General features: G+C 71.7%; 15 protein-coding genes. 7 read left to right on the top strand and 8 right to left on the bottom strand.

Features of this window, described 5'->3' with window-relative positions; all coding sequences use genetic code 11:
* Window positions 1–13 precede the first annotated feature (13 nt).
* Window positions 14–367 (bottom strand): hypothetical protein, encoded by a 354-nt coding sequence (locus ACH4S8_RS28545; RefSeq protein WP_398398949.1) that lies wholly within the window; start codon window positions 365–367, stop codon window positions 14–16.
* A gap of 494 nt (window positions 368–861) precedes the next feature.
* Here ACH4S8_RS28545 and ACH4S8_RS28540 point away from each other — a divergent pair, with 494 nt between their 5' ends.
* On the top strand, window positions 862–1,950 hold the full coding sequence (locus ACH4S8_RS28540) for an NlpC/P60 family protein (protein ID WP_398398947.1): 1,089 nt from the start codon (window positions 862–864) through the stop codon (window positions 1,948–1,950).
* Window positions 1,951–1,968: 18 nt separating this feature from the next.
* Here the strand turns inward: ACH4S8_RS28540 and ACH4S8_RS28535 are convergent, their stop codons facing one another.
* Both ACH4S8_RS28535 and ACH4S8_RS28530 read right to left on the bottom strand, forming a co-directional pair.
* Window positions 1,969–2,733 (bottom strand): LuxR C-terminal-related transcriptional regulator, encoded by a 765-nt coding sequence (locus tag ACH4S8_RS28535; protein WP_398398945.1) that lies wholly within the window; start codon window positions 2,731–2,733, stop codon window positions 1,969–1,971.
* On the bottom strand, window positions 2,730–4,055 hold the full coding sequence (locus ACH4S8_RS28530) for a PspC domain-containing protein (RefSeq protein WP_398398943.1): 1,326 nt from the start codon (window positions 4,053–4,055) through the stop codon (window positions 2,730–2,732). The genes ACH4S8_RS28535 and ACH4S8_RS28530 overlap by 4 nt, the downstream gene beginning before the upstream one ends.
* Before the next feature lie 140 nt (window positions 4,056–4,195).
* Here ACH4S8_RS28530 and ACH4S8_RS28525 point away from each other — a divergent pair, with 140 nt between their 5' ends.
* Together ACH4S8_RS28525 and ACH4S8_RS28520 are read left to right on the top strand one after the other, a co-directional pair.
* Complete coding sequence (locus ACH4S8_RS28525; RefSeq protein ID WP_398398941.1) at window positions 4,196–5,578, top strand: PspC domain-containing protein; 1,383 nt, start codon at window positions 4,196–4,198, stop codon at window positions 5,576–5,578.
* Entirely contained in the window at window positions 5,565–5,789 is a 225-nt protein-coding gene (locus ACH4S8_RS28520; RefSeq protein ID WP_398398939.1) for a hypothetical protein, read from the top strand. The genes ACH4S8_RS28525 and ACH4S8_RS28520 overlap by 14 nt, the downstream gene beginning before the upstream one ends.
* A 19-nt stretch (window positions 5,790–5,808) precedes the next feature.
* Here the strand turns inward: ACH4S8_RS28520 and ACH4S8_RS28515 are convergent, their stop codons facing one another.
* Both ACH4S8_RS28515 and ACH4S8_RS28510 read right to left on the bottom strand, forming a co-directional pair.
* Window positions 5,809–6,333: a DoxX family protein gene (locus tag ACH4S8_RS28515; protein ID WP_398398937.1), complete on the bottom strand. Its 525-nt coding sequence runs from the start codon at window positions 6,331–6,333 to the stop codon at window positions 5,809–5,811.
* Window positions 6,334–6,891: 558 nt separating this feature from the next.
* Complete coding sequence (locus ACH4S8_RS28510; protein ID WP_398398935.1) at window positions 6,892–8,241, bottom strand: hypothetical protein; 1,350 nt, start codon at window positions 8,239–8,241, stop codon at window positions 6,892–6,894.
* A 201-nt stretch (window positions 8,242–8,442) separates the two neighbouring features.
* Here ACH4S8_RS28510 and ACH4S8_RS28505 point away from each other — a divergent pair, with 201 nt between their 5' ends.
* Window positions 8,443–9,324, top strand: a complete 882-nt coding sequence (locus ACH4S8_RS28505; RefSeq protein ID WP_398398932.1) for a DUF4429 domain-containing protein — start codon at window positions 8,443–8,445, stop codon at window positions 9,322–9,324.
* Between the two features lie 31 nt (window positions 9,325–9,355).
* Here the strand turns inward: ACH4S8_RS28505 and ACH4S8_RS28500 are convergent, their stop codons facing one another.
* Window positions 9,356–10,150 carry a class II aldolase/adducin family protein gene (locus tag ACH4S8_RS28500; RefSeq protein ID WP_398398930.1) on the bottom strand — a complete coding sequence of 265 codons (795 nt, stop codon included), beginning with the start codon at window positions 10,148–10,150 and terminating at the stop codon, window positions 9,356–9,358.
* Between the two features lie 178 nt (window positions 10,151–10,328).
* Here ACH4S8_RS28500 and ACH4S8_RS28495 point away from each other — a divergent pair, with 178 nt between their 5' ends.
* Window positions 10,329–10,799: a pyridoxamine 5'-phosphate oxidase family protein gene (locus ACH4S8_RS28495; protein WP_398398928.1), complete on the top strand. Its 471-nt coding sequence runs from the start codon at window positions 10,329–10,331 to the stop codon at window positions 10,797–10,799.
* Window positions 10,800–10,832: 33 nt separating this feature from the next.
* Here ACH4S8_RS28495 and guaA read toward each other — a convergent pair whose 3' ends face one another.
* Window positions 10,833–12,413, bottom strand: a complete 1,581-nt coding sequence (gene guaA, locus ACH4S8_RS28490; RefSeq protein ID WP_398398926.1) for a glutamine-hydrolyzing GMP synthase — start codon at window positions 12,411–12,413, stop codon at window positions 10,833–10,835.
* Window positions 12,414–12,742: 329 nt separating this feature from the next.
* On the opposite strand from guaA, the gene ACH4S8_RS28485 reads away from it, so the two are divergent.
* Window positions 12,743–13,027 carry a chorismate mutase gene (locus ACH4S8_RS28485; RefSeq protein ID WP_355976090.1) on the top strand — a complete coding sequence of 95 codons (285 nt, stop codon included), beginning with the start codon at window positions 12,743–12,745 and terminating at the stop codon, window positions 13,025–13,027.
* A 533-nt stretch (window positions 13,028–13,560) separates the two neighbouring features.
* On the opposite strand, the gene ACH4S8_RS28480 is transcribed toward ACH4S8_RS28485, so the two are convergent.
* A complete protein-coding gene (locus ACH4S8_RS28480) occupies window positions 13,561–14,766 on the bottom strand; it encodes a hypothetical protein (protein ID WP_398398923.1) in 1,206 nt (401 codons plus the stop codon).
* Between the two features lie 211 nt (window positions 14,767–14,977).
* On the opposite strand from ACH4S8_RS28480, the gene ACH4S8_RS28475 reads away from it, so the two are divergent.
* Window positions 14,978–15,970, top strand: a complete 993-nt coding sequence (locus tag ACH4S8_RS28475; RefSeq protein ID WP_398398921.1) for an LAETG motif-containing sortase-dependent surface protein — start codon at window positions 14,978–14,980, stop codon at window positions 15,968–15,970.
* Window positions 15,971–16,006 lie beyond the last annotated feature (36 nt).

Genomic DNA, 16,006 nt, shown 5'->3' with positions numbered 1-16,006 from the left:
CGGAGGTCGCCGATCAGGTCCACAGGACGGCGATGAAGATGTTCGTGACGGTCAGCAGGCCGACCAGGCCGAAGAGGCGCTTGTCGACCGTCTCGTCGTCCCGCTTCACATAGACGAGCCCGAGGATCACGATCAGCAGGGCCAGCTTCACGCCGATCTTGACGGCGTTGACCGTGTTGCCCTCGGCCTGGTTGAGCCCGACCAGGGCGACGCCGGTCACCAGCATGGTCAGCGCGCCGTGCAGCATCGCCGGGACGAAGCGGGCGGTGCCCTGGCCCATCGCCTTCATCTGGGTGAAGAAGCCGCCGAGGAGCGCGGCGATGCCGATGATGTGCAGGCCGACGAAGAGATGGATGAGTACGTCCATGGGGCCGGAGCCTAACCGCACCCCCTGACGCCCCTCCCGACCGGGCCACCCCGTCCGACCGGCCACCTCTCCCGCCGGGCCGTCTCCGCCCGCCGGGCCACCCCGGCCCACCGGCCTCCGTCGCCACTCTCTCTCCACCGGACCATCGCGTGTCACACATAGCACCGGCATCGCGCGTGCCGTCCGGGATTCACCGCATCGGTCATCACCCTGCGTGAAGTCGACCCGGCACCGCCAGGAACCCTGCCACATACGGTCACCCGGCGATCCAATCCAGATAGTTCCGTACATAGCGTTACCAACCGCGCGTTCTCAGGTTTAGCGTCCTCCACCAGGTGACCGGCTCCCCACCACCGTCCGGGCCAGGGACGGCAGTCGGACACCACCGCCGAGAAGGTCCGGCGGCGGCCGCTCCCCCTGTGTGAGCCGCCGCCGGACGTGTCACCGCTTGACCGCACCCGCAAGGGCGGTCGCACGGAAGGATGTGGGCCCTCGTGGCAGCGCACCGCAAGGCCAGACAGCGCTCGATCGGCGGAAACACAGCCCGCACAGCGGTCACCATCGCCCTCGCGGGCGCGGCGACGGCCACCGGCTTCGACGGCGTCGGACACGCCGACCCCCAGCTGACCCCGGCACAGGTGAAGGCCCGGGTCGACAAGCTGTACGAGGAGGCGGAGGCCGCCACCCAGAAGTACGACGGCGCCAAGGAGAAGGCCGGCCAGGCGGAGGCGAACCTGAGCAAGCTCCGCGACGAGGCGGCCCGCCGCGAGGACAAACTCAACTCGGCGCGGGACGCGCTGGGTTCGATGGCGGCGGCGCAGTACCGCAGCGGTGGACTCGACCCCGTGGTGCAGCTAGCCCTCTCCGACCACCCCGATCAGTACCTGGAGGGAGCCGCGTTCGCCGAGCGGGTCGGCACCCGGCAGTCGGCGGAGATCACCGGGGTGCGCAAGCAACTGCGCGAACTGGAGCAGTTGCGCGGTGCGGCGCACATCGAACTGGCCGCGCTCAAGTCGCGGCAGGCCGAGCTGAAGCAGCAGAAGAAGACGATCAACGAAAAGCTCGGCGCGGCACGCCGGTTGCTCGACCGGCTCACTCCGCAGCAGCGCACGCAGTACGCGAAGCGGGGCGGCGCGGACGACCAGCAGCACGTCTCGCGCGACGCGGCCCGCGACCCCGCGCCGGTCGCGTCGTCCGGTACCGCCGGAGTCGGCTCCGGTGCCGCGGCGCCCAACTCCCGCGCGGCGGCCGCCGTCGCCTACGCGTACTCGAAGCTCGGCAGCCCCTACGTGTGGGGCGCCACCGGCCCCGACGCCTTCGACTGCTCCGGGCTCGCCCAGGCCGCGTACCGTTCCGCGGGCATCTCCCTGCCCCGCACGACCTATTCCCAGATCAACGCGGGCCGGCGGGTCACCCTCTCCGAACTGCAGCCCGGCGACCTGGTGTTCTTCTACGCGGGCATCACCCACGTGGGCATCTACATCGGCAACGGCCAGATGATCCACGCGCCGAATCCGTCGGCGCCCGTGCGGGTGGCCCCGATCAGCGAGATGCCCTTCGCGGGAGCCACCCGGGTCGCCTGACCACCGGGTCCCGCCGGGTCAGACCAGTCGTCGCGCCGTCGCCCAGCGGGTCAGCTCGTGGCGGTTGGAGAGCTGGAGTTTGCGCAGGACCGCCGAGACGTGCGACTCGACCGTCTTGACGGAGATGAACAGCTGCTTGGCGATCTCCTTGTACGCGTACCCCCGGGCGATGAGGCGCAGGACCTCGCGTTCGCGCTGGGTGAGGCGGTCCATGTCCTCGTCGACGGGCGGGGCGTCGGTGGAGGCGAAGGCGTCGAGGACGAATCCGGCGAGGCGCGGGGAGAAGACCGCGTCGCCGTCCTGGACGCGGAAGACCGAGTCCACGAGGTCCGTACCGGTGATCGTCTTGGTGACGTATCCCCGGGCGCCGCCGCGGATCACGCCGATCACGTCCTCCGCGGCGTCCGACACGGACAACGCGAGGAAACGGACCGGCTGCTCGGCGTCGGCCATCAACGGAGCGCAGCGGCGCAGCACTTCGACGCCGCCGCCGCCGGGAAGGTGGACGTCGAGGAGGACGACCTCGGGGCGGGTGGCCGTGATGACCGTGACCGCCTGGTCGACGTCCGCGGCCTCGCCGACCACCTCGACGCCGGTCCGCGCGGTCTCCCCGATCTCGGCCTGGACTCCCGTACGGAACATGCGGTGGTCGTCGACGAGCACGACGCGCACCCGGCGCCCGCCCTCGGAGCCGGCCGCGGACGTAGCACCCGCGGACGCGTCCGCACCGGGGGCCTCCGCGGCCGAACCGCCGGACTTCACAGGCTCGTTCGTGTCGCTCATGACGTTTTCTCCGCCCTCTCCATCTCCAGCTCGACCTCCGTGCCGCCGTCCGGCACGGCGCGCAGCCGCGCCGTTCCGCCGTTGCGCTCCATGCGGCCGATGATCGATTCTCTGACGCCCATGCGGTCGGCGGGTATCGCGTCGAGGTCGAAGCCCGGACCGCGGTCGCGGACGGACACGAAGACCGTCCTTTCCTCGACCTCGGCGTAGACCTGCACGGCGCCGCCCTCGCCACCGTACTTGGCCGCGTTCACCATCGCTTCCCTCGCCGCCTGCATCTGCGCGGTCAGGCGGTCGTCGAGCGGGCAGTCGCCCACGACGACGACCTCGATGGGAACGCCGTGCTTGTCCTCGACCTCGGCGGCGTGGCCGCGGACCGCCTCCGCGACGGTGTCCGGCTCCTCGGCCTCTTCCTTGCCGCTGCCGTCCGGTTTGTAGAGCCAGGCCCGCAGATCGCGCTCCTGGGCGCGGGCGAGGCGCCGCACCTCGTTCGCGTTCTCCGCGTTGCGCTGGATCAGGGTCAGGGTGTGCAGCACCGAGTCGTGGACGTGGGCGGCGACTTCGGCCCGCTCCTGCGCGCGGATGCGCATCAGGCGCTCCTCGGAGAGGTCCTGGGTCATCCGGATCAGATAGGGGCCGGCGAGCAGCGCGATACCGACGAGGACCGCGAGCGCCGCCTGCAGCACCGAGCCGAGATGGGCCGCGGAGCCCTGCAGGACGAAGATCCCGGAGACCCCGGCGGTGACGAGCAGCACGCCCGCCGCGGACCGCAGGAGCGTGAGCGTGCGGCGCCTGCGGCCGACCTCCGCCCAGCGGGCCCGCCGCGCGTTGTCCGCCTGGCGCCAGACCAGGGCGACGCCCGCGCCGACGAGGACCGTCGGCCACAGGTACGCCTTCGTGCCGCCGCCGAGATTCACGTTTCCGACGAAGACCATGGCCACGACGACCATGAGGAGAAGGGCGACGATCTGGCCCTTGTCCGGCTTGCGGGCCACGAGTCTGCGCCGGCCGTCGGGCGAGGTCTCGGTGGTGAACGCCGATGTGCGGCCGGAGCCGACGCCGCCGACGCCGAGCGGCACGAAGAACCAGAACGCGGCGTACAGCAGCGCGCCCAGCCCGTCCGCCATGAACAGCCCGGCGAACACCAGCCGCACCCAGACCACGGGCAGCCCGAGATGCCCGGCGAGCCCGCGCGCCACGCCACCGAGCCAGCGTCCGTCGCTGCTTCGGTAGAGCTTGCGCGGGGGCCTCGGGTCGTCGGCGGGCATGACTGCGGCTTCCGGCATGCCATCGATGTTCACACGCCCGGCAGGCCGGAGCATCAGGGTCGGCCCCCGATACTCCCCTGATCTTCGGGAACCGGCGTTCGAACGGTCCCCGCCCTCCCCTCCGGGCGGATATCAGGGTTCGGCCAGGGTCATCCCGACTGCCGCCGTGCCGCCCCGCCCGTCACCATGGACGCATGACAGATCAGCAGCACGCGGCGGCGGCGCCGGACCCGGACACCGCTCCGGGCGATGAGCCGCGCGCTCACCGGGAGGCGGCCACGGCAGGGCCGGCGGACGCCGATGCCGTCCCCTCCTCCGGGGTGCCGCGCAGGTTCCGGCGCGACCGCCGGCAGAAGATGCTCGGCGGGGTGTGCGCCGGGCTCGGCCGGCAGTGCGACATGGACCCGGTGATCTTCCGGATCGTGCTCGCGGTGCTCGCCGCGACCGGCGGCATCGGCCTCATCTTCTACGGCTTCGCCTGGCTCTTCGTCCCGTACGACGACGAGGAGGAGAACGAGGTCCGCAAGCTGCTCACCGGCCGTGTCGACGGTCCCGCGCTGACCGCCGTGCTGTTCGCGCTGGTCGGCTGCGGGGTGTTCCTGTCCATGCTGAAGAACGGCAGCGTGCTGACGTTCGCCGTCGTCCTGTCCCTGCTGCTGGCGGGCGCGGGCTACTGGTCGCAGAACCGCGGCGCCGCGGACCCGGACCCCCTGGCCGCGCAGGCCGCCGCCGACGCCCCGCCGGAGGCGAAGGCCCCGCCCGTCCCCGACTCCTATCCCTCCTGGTGGCGGGACCCGATCGTCAAGGACGGTTCGCACGTCGGCGGCACCGGCTACATGTGGGGCCCGACGGAGACCCGGGACCGCGACGTGGCGGCCGCGCTCAACATCGCCCGCGGCACCTCCCGCCCCAGCCCGCGGACGGAACGGGAACCCGGACAGCGCGGCCCCCGTCCCATAGGGGGCCGGATCTTCCTGCTCGCCCTCCTGGCGGGCGGCCTGACCACGGGCCTGAACTGGCACGACCGGGCGCTCGGCACCAGCCTCCAGGCCGGACTGGCCGCCGCGCTCATCGTGTTCGGCCTGGGCATCACCGTGAGCTCCTTCCGCGGTCGCACCGGGGCGGGAACGGTCTTCCTGGCGGTGATCACGGCCGGCCTCCTCGCGGCGTCCGCGGCCCTGCCGAAGGACATCGGCACGCACTGGGTCCGGACGAACTGGACCCCGGCGACCGCGGCCGACGTGAAGCCGGCGTACGACCTGGGCACCGGAGTGGGGACGCTCGACCTCAGCCGGGTCGACCTCGCCCGGGGACAGACGGTGAAGACGAACGCCGAGGTCGGCGCGGGCCGCCTGAAGGTGATCGTCCCCAAGGACGTGACCGTGCGGCTGACCGTCGAGGTGGGCATCGGAGACATCCAGCTGCCGGGTGACGACAAGAAGGACGTGGACGTGGAACCGGGCAAGCACAAGCAGGTGACCCTGCCGCCGGCGGCGGGCGCCAAGAAAACAGGCACCCTGGATCTCGACCTCCAGGTCGGCGTCGGCCAGGCGGAGGTGGCCCGTGCCGCGTCATGAGTTCCAGCCCGGAAAGCTGGTGGCGGGTCTGTTCCTCACCGCCGGGGGCATCGCCTACGCCGGGGACGCGGGCGGCTGGTGGGAGACCCGGTGGTTCGCCATCATCCCCGTCGTGGTCGTCGGCCTGTGCCTCGCGGGCGCGGCGGCGACCGTGAACCGCGCCGCCCGCAGACGCCGCGCGAGCCGGAAGCCCCGGGGCGTGAACTCCTAGGAAGCGGTGGCGCGGAGCGTCAGTAGGCGCTCCGTTGCCGGCGCCGTCGGCTGATCACGGAGTCCAGCGACCAGTAGGACGCCCCGGCCAGCACGAGGGGGGTCCAGCAGAACAGGTACGGGAGGTCGTTGCCGTAGTAGTACGGGTCGGAGGCCCAGCTCACGGTCAGCCACAGGCTGAGCGAGATCAGCGCGCCGCCGAGGGCGGCGAGGCGGGCCAGCAGCCCTATCAGCGTGCCGATCCCGACGGCGAGTTCACCGAACGCGATGGCATAGCCGAAGCCGACGGGGTTCTTCAGGGACAGATCGACGAGGGCCGGTATGGCGGAGGAGTCGCGCACCGTGCGCATCATGTCGCCGATCGAGCCCGAACCGGAGGCCTTCATGAAGGCACTGTTCGTGAGTTTGTCGAGGCCGGCGTAGATGAAGGTGACGCCCAGGAAGATCCGCAGCGGCAACAGGGAGTACCGCGTGGCGGTCTCCCGCCAGCTCCGTCGCTCCTCCAGATACTGGGTGTGAGTATCCGTCCGCGTACCGTGAGTCATCGTTCTCCGCCACCTCTCACCCGCGTGCCGTTGACCACTCAACAGACCATACGTACGAATCGGTTCCCCTACTCAGTCCCCGGAACCCTTTTCCGCCCCCGACTTCCCGGATCCCCCGAGCACAAGCCTTCTTCGCCCCCTCCGCCCCTACCCTTCCCACCCCTGGGGCTCCGCCCCAGACCCCGCTCCTCAAACGCCGGAGGGGCTGAACTTTCCCCGGCCGGGGATGAAATGCGGACCGGCCGGGCTGGAATGCGGACCGGCCACCCCGACGCACCCGCAGCCGGGAACGCGCAGAAGGGACCGTGCCCAAGCCACTGCGCACCCGCAGTCGGGTACGCGCGGGGGGCCGTGCCCAAGCCACGACGCACCCGCAGCCGGGTACGCGCGGGAGGGGCCGTGCCGGTACATCAGATGCCCGCAGGCCGGACGGATCGGAACCCGCGTCCATGTCTCGACGCCGGTGGGATCCGTCCGGATGCGGGCGGATGTACCGGCGCGGCCCCGACCCACCCACCGGCCGGCACCGCCCCTGGTGACGCCAGCGCCAGCGACCCCTCAGTCCGTCACGTCGATCTCGTACCGGTTCGTCTCGACCCCCGCCGCCGTGACCACCTGCACCTCCACCCGCCCCGGCTCCACATCCACCGGCACCGGCACCGTCAGCACCGCGTCCGTCGGATTGCTGAACCCCCCGGACACCGGCACCAACGGCACATGCACATGCACCGCCCCTATCCGCACGACCATCCGCGACAGCCGGTCCGCGGTCTGCGCTCCCGGCGGCACGAACCCGGCACCCCGGATCTCGATGTCGTCCCCGGTGCGGATCGGCGCGTCCAGATCGCCCGCCTCACGGGAGCGGACCACGGAGAGGATCACCGGCCGCCCGCCCTCGGCGTACTTCCCGGCGAGATAGGTCGCGGCCGACACCAGCACCAGCAGGGCCAGCCCCCACGGAAGATCGGGCAGGGCCGAGGGCCGCCGGCCCAGCCGGACCACGGCGAAGACGAGAGCGACCCCGCTGATCACGACGTACTGGATGTCGGCGAAGGCGCCCCGCCCGGAGTCGTCGGTCAGCAGGTCCGCGGCCCGCGGCCGGTCCGCGCGGACCTTCTGCAGCCGCTGCCCCAGCACCCTCAGCCCGACCACCCGCCGGACCAGCACCGCGACCCCGCAGACCACGGCGACGACGGTCACGACACCGGCGGCCCGGGCGAGTTCGAGTCCGGCGATGAGGTCGTCCCGGCGGCCGTGCTCCGAGGCCACCGCCAGCTGCCCCACGAGCACGAGCACCGCGTACACCACGAGCAGCACCCAGCCGCCGGCCACCGCGCGGGAGGTGGAGAGCCGGTTGTCCTCGCCGATGACCGGCGCGAGGGCCCCGCCCCGCGCCCGGTGCAGCCGGGCCGCCCCGGTCAGCAGTCCGGCCAGGACGACCGCGGCCAGCAGCCCCGCCGTCCGCGCCGCCGTCCAGCCGGCCCCGATGGCGGTGAGCGCCTGCACGAGCAGGAGGACGACGACGGCGGCCCAGACGGTCTGCGCGGTGTACCGCCACAGCCGGCCCAGCCACGCCTCGCCCTCCAGGCGGCCGCGTTCGGCGACGAGGTCCGCGGACTGGGTGAGCTCGTCGGACACCCACTGCCGGGACGCGGAGGCGGAGTGCGCGACACCGGCGGGCAGCCCCTGCCCGGCCGCCAGCGCGTCACGTTTGGCGAGGAACGCGGCGACGGCCCGCCGGTGCCCCGTACGCGCCCCGTGCGGACAGTCCCCGCACGTGCAGCCGCCCTCGTGCCCGCCCGGTCCCCCGCCGGGCTCTCCGCCCGGACCACCGCTCCGCCCGGTGCCCGAACCGGCCCCCGGCCCGGCACCGTGCCCCGCACCGTGTCTCGCCTCCTGCACCGCCACGCCCACTGCCGCCTTCCCGCGCCGGAAAAAATCCCGTAAAGCCGTTTATGTCACGAACATCCGGCTGCCGCGCCCCCACCCGACAACTCTCCTGTGATGAATGCGAATTGTGCCGTACGAAGCACCATGCGCATGCGCCAGGTCGGCTCTGCGCGGGTGAAGCGAGCACCCCTTCGTTGACCCGGCTGCGACAATTCGTCCATGGCCGAGATCATCCAGCGCGACGGGGCCTGGGCCTTCGACGGCAGCACGGTCAGGATCACGCCGGGACTGCATCGCAGCGTGCCGCTGTTCCGGCAGACGTACGGGGAGATCTCCGTTCCGCTGGAGGCGGTGTCGGGTGTCGTGCACGAGCCCGAACGCAGGGGCGGCCGACTGCGTCTGCGGCTGCGCGAGGGCGCCGACCCGCTGCTCCAGGCGACCGGCGGCCGGCTGCCCGACACGGCGGACCCCTACAGCCTGTCGGTCGGCACCGACCGTTCCGGAGTGGCCGAGTACGTGGCCGAGGAGATCCGCCGCGCGCTGCTCCTCGACCGGATCCCCAAGGAACCCGCGACGGCGTACCTGCTCACGGGGCCGCCCGTGCCGGTGTCCGTCCGGTCCAGCGACGGCACGGTCTCCTTCGACGGGACGCAGGTGCGCATCGACTGGGCGGACACCTCCGACCGGGTCAAGCGGGCGACGGGCCCGCGGATCATCGGCCTGGGCGATCTGGTCCAGGTCGAATGGCTGCCCAGCTCCGGTTACGGGGACGGTTTCCTGCGCTTCGTGACGGGCGAGGCGGTGTTCTCCAAACTGCCGCCGGAAAAGGACCCGTACGCCCTCGACCTGTGGGGCAGCACCCGCCGCGACCTGCTCACCGCGCTGGTCGCCACCGCGGTCACCGCCCGGCTGCCGCACCCCTCCACGCGCGCCGGAGCGTTCGCGGAGCGGCCCCGGCCGGTCCCGGTGGTGCCGCCGCAGTCCGAGCATCACGACGTCCTGCTGCGCCGGCTGCGGGAGCTGGGCGAGCTGCACCGTGACGGCGTCCTGACGGACGAGGAGTTCGCCCTGACGAAGGCGGCGGTCCTCCGGGGTTTCTGAAGCCCGGCCGGCAGGACCCGATGCCGCGGGACTAGCTGAGCAGATCCGGTTCGCTGCGGCTGATGTCCTGCCACAGCGGCTGGTAGTTGATCCATGCCACCAGGTCGCCGCCCAGCTGTTCGCGGGTGGCGGCCGCCTGCTTGTGGCCGATGAGGACGGGCCGGCCCGCGGCCTTCGCGGTGAGCTGGACCTGGCTGGACCGTTCCATGGACAGGAACCACCAGGCCGCCGCGTCCACGGAGTCCCCGACGGTCAGCAGCCCGTGGTTGCGCAGCACCAGCGCCTTGCGGCTGCCCAGCGCGGAGGCGATCCTGCGCCCCTCCTCGGCGTCGACGGCGACCCCGGAGTAGGCGTCGTACAGGGCGTGATCCTCGTAGAAGGCACAGCTCTCCTGGGTGATCGGGTCGAGCAGGTCGCCGAGGGCCGCGAGGGCGCGGCCGTGCACGGAGTGGCAGTGGGCGACGGCGACGACGTCGGGGCGGGCCGCGTGGACCTGGGAGTGCACGGTGAACGCGGCCTGGTTCACGTGGTAGCGGCCCTCGATCACCTGGCCGTCCTGGTTGGCCATGACGAGATCGCTCACGGTGACGTGCTTGAACGGCATGCCGAACGGATTGACCCAGAAGCAGTCGCTGTACTCCGGGTCGCGTGCCGTGATGTGTCCGGAGACGCCGTCCTCGAAGCCGAGCCGTCCGAACAGCCGCAGCGCGCCGGCCAGCCGTTCCTTGCGGTGCCGCCGTTCGTCGTCCGTGGACTCGTGCATCGGCGGCATGGCGAAGCGCAGCTGGTCGGTGGGGCGGGGCAGCGGCGGAGTGGGCCCGTGCATATGTCCTCCAGCACTGGCGTGTTCGGTACGAGCGGAAGTTACCCGGGGTCAGCGCAGGAGAACAGGGGTGTTCCATGAGAGAAAAATCAGGACGGCGGAGAGACGCATCCGGATACGAAAGAGAGACACAGCCGAATCCCGACAGGAGATGTCGGGTATGAACGCCAGACTCGCTGCCATGAACTGGGCAGCTCTCTCCACCGCCGAACCGGCCCTCGCCGACACCGTCGAACAGCGCTTCGGCGCCTTCACCCATCACGTCCTCGCGACCCTCCGCAAGGACGGCTCGCCCCGCACCTCCGGCATCGAGGTGCGCTTCCTCGGCGGCGAGCTGTGGCTCGGCATGATGCCGGACTCCCTCAAGGCGCTCGACCTGCGCCGCGACCCGCGCTTCGCGCTCCAGGCGAATCCGGGTGCCGGTACGGACATGGGCGGCGGCGACGTACGGATCAGCGGACGGGCGATCGAGGTGGGCGACGGCGTCCCCGCCAAGGCCGCGTACGTGAAAGAGGTGGAACCGCCGGAGCCGTTCCACCTCTTCCGCACCGAGCTGACGGAGGTCACGCGGACCTACGTGGAGGACGACACGTATCTGGTCGTCCAGGTCTGGAAGCCCGGCGCGCCGGTGCGCACGCTCAAGCGGACCTGAGGGGGGAGGGTCACTCCCCCGGGGGCGGGAGGACTACTCCCACTCGATGGTGCCCGGGGGCTTGCTCGTCACGTCGAGCACGACGCGGTTGACGTCCGCGACCTCGTTCGTGATGCGGGTCGAGATCTTCGCCAGGACCTCGTAGGGCAGCCGCGACCAGTCGGCCGTCATGGCGTCCTCGCTGGACACCGGACGGAGCACGATCGGGTGGCCGTAGGTCCGGCCGTCGCCCTGGACGCCGACGCTGCGCACGTCCGCGAGCAGGACCACCGGGCACTGCCAGATGTCCCGGTCGAGACCGGCGGCGGTGAGCTCCTCGCGGGCGATGGCGTCGGCCTGGCGGAGCAGGTCCAGACGCTCCTTGGTCACCTCGCCGACGATGCGGATGCCGAGACCGGGGCCGGGGAACGGCTGGCGCTGGACGATCTCCTCCGGCAGGCCGAGCTCCTGGCCGACCATCCGGACCTCGTCCTTGAACAGCTTGCGCAGCGGCTCGACGAGCTCGAACTCCAGGTCCTCGGGGAGGCCGCCCACGTTGTGGTGGGACTTGATGTTGGCGGTGCCGGTGCCGCCGCCGGACTCGACGACGTCCGGGTAGAGCGTGCCCTGGACCAGGAACGCGACGTCCTCGCCCTCGGCGGCCTCGGCGATGATCTCCGCCTGGGCCTGCTCGAAGACGCGGATGAACTCGCGTCCGATGATCTTCCGCTTCTCCTCGGGGTCCGAAACGCCCTTGAGCGCGGTGAGGAAGCGCTCCTCCGCGTCCACGACCTTCAGCTGCACGCCGGTCGCGGCGACGAAGTCCTTCTCGACCTGCTCGGTCTCGCCCTGGCGCATCAGACCGTGGTCGACGTACACACAGGTGAGCTGGGAGCCGATGGCCTTCTGCACGAGGGCCGCGGCGACCGCGGAGTCCACGCCGCCGGACAGACCGCAGATCGCGCGCTTGGTGCCGACCTGCTCGCGGATCAGGGCGACCTGCTCGTCGATGACGTTGCCGGTGGTCCAGGACGGGGTGAGACCCGCGCCGCGGTACAGGAAGTGCTCCAGGACCTGCTGGCCGTGCGTGGAGTGCATGACCTCGGGGTGGTACTGGACGCCGTAGAGCTTCTTCTCGTCGTTCTCGAAGGCGGCGACCGGGACGACGTCCGTGGAGGCCGTGACGGTGAAGCCCTCGGGAGCGGCGGAGCAGGCGTCGCCGTGCGACATCCACACCGGCTGCTCGTCCGGGGTGCCCTCGAACAGGGTGGAGCCGGACTTCGAGACGTGCAGCGGGGTGCGGCCGTACTCGCGGGCGCCGGTGTTGTCGACCGTGCCGCCGAGGGTGGTGGCCATCAGCTGGAAGCCGTAGCACATGCCGAAGACGGGGACGCCCGCCTCGAAGATCTCACGGTCCAGGCGCGGCGCGCCCTCCGCGTAGACCGACGAGGGACCGCCGGAGAGGATGATCGCGGCGGGGTTCTTGGCGAGCATCTCCTGGACCGGCATGGTGCTCGGCACGATCTCGCTGTAGACCCGGGCCTCACGGACTCGACGGGCGATGAGCTGGGCGTACTGCGCACCGAAGTCGACGACCAGGACGGTGTCGGGGGCGGCGGGGGACGCTTCTGGCACGGTCTGCCTTCCGGCGGTGAGCAAAAGGGTGTGTACGGCCGATTCTACCGGGGGCCGCGGCGGGCCTGGCGCCGGTGGGGTTCCGGGCCCCCGGTCTCACCATCCGAACCGGCTTGGCCGGCTCCGCCGCGGGCGTGCATACTGCCGTCATGCTCACGCACACGACCTTCCTGTTTACCTATGGCAACCGGCCCACCGGCTGCCATGGTCGTGCTGCTTGAGCAACTGACAAGCGACTTCCCAGGCGCCCCGGGCCGACAAGGCCCGGGGCGTCTGCCGTTTCCGGGCCCTGCCGCCCCGGGGCACCCCTTCCACCGAGGAGCCCCACCATGGCCGACGTACTCGACAAGACCGGCGCCCGCACCGACGAGGCCGCCGATGTGATCACCGGTGCCCGTGAGCGCATCGACGCCCTCGACGACCGGATCATCGGTCTCGTGCAGGAACGGATGGCCGTCTCGGCGGTGATCCAGGAGGCCCGGATCACCTCCGGCGGACGCCGGGTGAACCTCTCCCGCGAGATGGAGGTCCTCGGCCACTACCGGGACGCGCTCGGCAAGCCGGGCACCTCGCTGGCCATGACCCTGCTCGAACTGTGCCGCGGCCGGATCTGAGAAGCGGCCGGATCCGGGCCGCGCCGCGGGGGTCCGACCCGCGTACCCGGCGCACGCACGTACGCATTCGCTCTCACCCGTACGGCGCGTGACCGGGGTGCCGCGGGCATCGTTTCTTCAGGTGTCCGTGTCAGCCAGGGGCGGGCCCGAAAGAACCACGCGTGGCTTCACTGGAGCGATGAGACGTACGGATCGTGCCGTACGTCGTGGGACCTCGCTCCAGGTCGTGCGACCGGACGGCAGGGGACAGCAGCCCGGTCGCTCAAGGAAACGGTCGGCCCCGGGGACGCCCGGGGCCGTCCGACGGAATCTGCCCGGGCCGTCGTCGGACGCGCGCCCCCGTGTGCCGCCGCGCACGACCGACGGCCCCTCCCGTGATCCGGCGGCGCTTCCCCCGACGCCGCTTCGAGGCACCGGCCCGCCCTGACGCCGGTGCCGTCGGAAGAAGGGCCCCGCGGACACGCGTCCCGCGGGGCCCTTCACCGTGCACCGGACGCGGACGCCGGGGCACGGAGACCGGGACACGGGCGCGGTCAGGTGCGGGACAGCGTGCCGCAGCCCTTCTCGGGCGAGTTCGACAGGTCATGGCTGCGGTCGTACGGGTCGATCGCCGGGCCCGTCGGCGTCGCGCCGGCGGGCGCCGCCGAGTCGAACTGCGGGTGCAGGAAGCCGTCGTGGACGTCGCAGGCGGAGTTGCCTATCTCCTGGGTGTAGTAACTGATCGTCACCTTGCCCGGTGTCACCCGGTACTTCCTCGGGTCGAGGAACGCGACGTCGAGGACGCGGCGCACGATGGTGCGCGTCACCTCGTCCGCGTTCCCGTCGGCCGGGGACACCGGGTAGACGAAGGTGTAGTCGGCGTGGATCGCGACGGACCCGTTCTTGCCCTCCTTGAACGTCATCCGGCCCCGCGCCTTGACCACGTGCCCGACCAGGCGCACCTCGTGCGGGTCGAAGCGGCTGAACAGGGTCACCGGATCGTGCTTCTCGTCCGGCGCGCGCAGCATGCGGTCGACGTCGTCGGCCATCCGGGGCTGCTGGGGGTCGAGGACGGCGATGGCCGCCGCGGGGCGCTCGCCGCGCAGGGTCGCCGGGTCGAGGTTGGCCCCGACGAGCAGGTTCTTGGCGTCCCGCAGCGCGGTGGCCACCTGTTCCTTCGTCAGGGCCCCGACCGGGGTGGCCTTCGGCACGATGATCGCGGCGGCGCCGTCGGCCCAGCGTTCGGCCGGTGATCCGGCGAACGGCCGTTCCCTGGTGGGGGTTCGAGAGGACGCGGCGGAGGGCGGCGCGGTCGGGGCGGCCGTCTCGGCGGGCAGTTCGGGGCCGGCCGACGCGGACGCGGCCGAGCCGCCGAAGAGGTCGTCGGGCAGCAGGGACGGCTTCATCGCGACGACGGCGACGGCCACGGCGAGCGGGACCCCGAGGATCGCCCACACCTTGCGGCGCCGGGCGGCCCGTTCGTCCGTCTCGCTCCGGGCGGGGCCCGTGCGCCAGCCCTCGGGCTGCGCGGCCGGCCGCGCCCCCTTCTTCTTCCAGGTACTCCGGCGGGCGGCCTGCTCGGCCTCCCGCTCGTCCTGCAGGCGCAGCCGTTCCGTCACCATGCGCGCCCGGGCGGAGGGCTCCTTGGGAGCCGAGGCACGGATGTCGCGTTCGCTGTCGCGTGCGAACTGTTCCCACACGTCGTCAGGAACCGTCGGTTCACCGGTTTCCCCGGGCTGCTGATCAGACACGAGGACCATTTCTAAGCGTCTCGAACGGACGTGCGCAAGCCGGACATCGATGTGACCCAGCCCACATAAGAATTCCGTGAGGGACAGGACAACCATTACCGGACTCCGCGGGTCTCCTCTGCAGAACCAACGGTCACATCCGCGCCGACACGCGGGGCTCCACCCACAAACAACATAATCGCGCCGCGAGTTCACGGCGCACTGGACTACCGAGGTCTTCATGAAGCTTCGCCGTGCCATGGCCACTGCGGCCGCGACGGCTGTCATAGCCCCGCTCGCGTTGCTGTCGGTCGCGCCGGCCGCGTTCGCGGAAGAAAGCCCGTCCCCGAGTGCGAGCGTGTCCGAGTCCGCAACCGAGTCGCCGTCGCCGAGCGTGTCCGAGTCGGCCCCCGAGCCGGGCAACTCGGAGTCGGCGTCGGCCTCCGCGTCCGTCTCCGCCCCCTCCTCCGCGTCCGCGTCCGCGCCGGCCCCGAGCGGCTCCGCCTCGGCGTCGTCGCCCGCGCCGAGCGCCTCCGCGTCGGAGTCGGAGTCCCCCGAGCCCGAGCCCTCCGAGTGCTCGGACTCCAAGGTCGACGTCTCCATCACGGGCCTGCCCGGCAAGATCGCGGCGGGCAGCGGGTGGCACAAGTTCTCCCTGAACGTCCTGAACAACTCCGACTCCACCCTGAGCGACCTCGGCTTCTTCGCCGGCGCGTCCTCGGACAAGGCCGGCGAGGACCTGTTCGAGAGCAAGCAGGTCCAGCTCCAGGCGTACAACCCGGACGACAAGGTCTGGGAGAACGTCGACGAGGGCGGGCAGGCGGTCGGCTTCGTCGGCTACACCGACGAGCTCAAGCCCGACTACGAGGTCGACATCCCGCTGCGCATCAACGTGCACTCCAGCGCCCCGGTCGGCGCCGGCTTCTCCCTCGGCGCCAGCATCTACGGCGACGCCGACTCGGAGTGCACCGGCTACGGCGAGGTCGCCTACAAGTTCCAGATCGTCAAGGCCGGTACGGACACCGACGGCACCAAGCCGCAGGAAGGCGGCAAGGCCCCGGTCTCGGACAAGCCGGCCGACAAGAGCAACACGCCTCAGGTCGACGGCAGCCTCGCCGAGACGGGCTCCAGCTCCGCGCTGCCGATGATCGGCCTCGCCGGCGGTATCGCCGTGGTCGCCGGTGCCGGTGCGCTGGTCGTCGTCCGCCGCCGCAAGTCCGGCGCGAGCGCGTAACACCGCGGTACGACGGGACCGGCGCGGGCGTCGGTC

This window comes from Streptomyces sp. NPDC021080 (assembly GCF_044333225.1).
Lineage (GTDB): Bacteria > Actinomycetota > Actinomycetes > Streptomycetales > Streptomycetaceae > Streptomyces.
Note: the sequence above shows the minus strand (reverse complement) of the source record. Positions and strands in the feature narration are given on the sequence as shown.

Excerpts from the sequence above, each read along its gene's own strand:
- ACH4S8_RS28535 (WP_398398945.1), bottom strand. The coding sequence starts at position 2,733 with ATGAGCGACACGAACGAGCCTGTGAAGTCCGGCGGTTCGGCCGCGGAG.
- ACH4S8_RS28545 (WP_398398949.1), bottom strand. The coding sequence starts at position 367 with ATGGACGTACTCATCCATCTCTTCGTCGGCCTGCACATCATCGGCATC.
- ACH4S8_RS28495 (WP_398398928.1), top strand. The coding sequence starts at position 10,329 with ATGAACTGGGCAGCTCTCTCCACCGCCGAACCGGCCCTCGCCGACACC.
- ACH4S8_RS28485 (WP_355976090.1), top strand. The coding sequence starts at position 12,743 with ATGGCCGACGTACTCGACAAGACCGGCGCCCGCACCGACGAGGCCGCC.
- ACH4S8_RS28475 (WP_398398921.1), top strand. The coding sequence starts at position 14,978 with ATGAAGCTTCGCCGTGCCATGGCCACTGCGGCCGCGACGGCTGTCATA.
- ACH4S8_RS28505 (WP_398398932.1), top strand. The coding sequence starts at position 8,443 with ATGGCCGAGATCATCCAGCGCGACGGGGCCTGGGCCTTCGACGGCAGC.
- ACH4S8_RS28500 (WP_398398930.1), bottom strand. The coding sequence starts at position 10,150 with ATGCACGGGCCCACTCCGCCGCTGCCCCGCCCCACCGACCAGCTGCGC.
- ACH4S8_RS28530 (WP_398398943.1), bottom strand. The coding sequence starts at position 4,055 with ATGCTCCGGCCTGCCGGGCGTGTGAACATCGATGGCATGCCGGAAGCC.
- ACH4S8_RS28515 (WP_398398937.1), bottom strand. The coding sequence starts at position 6,333 with ATGACTCACGGTACGCGGACGGATACTCACACCCAGTATCTGGAGGAG.
- ACH4S8_RS28525 (WP_398398941.1), top strand. The coding sequence starts at position 4,196 with ATGACAGATCAGCAGCACGCGGCGGCGGCGCCGGACCCGGACACCGCT.
- ACH4S8_RS28480 (WP_398398923.1), bottom strand. The coding sequence starts at position 14,766 with ATGGTCCTCGTGTCTGATCAGCAGCCCGGGGAAACCGGTGAACCGACG.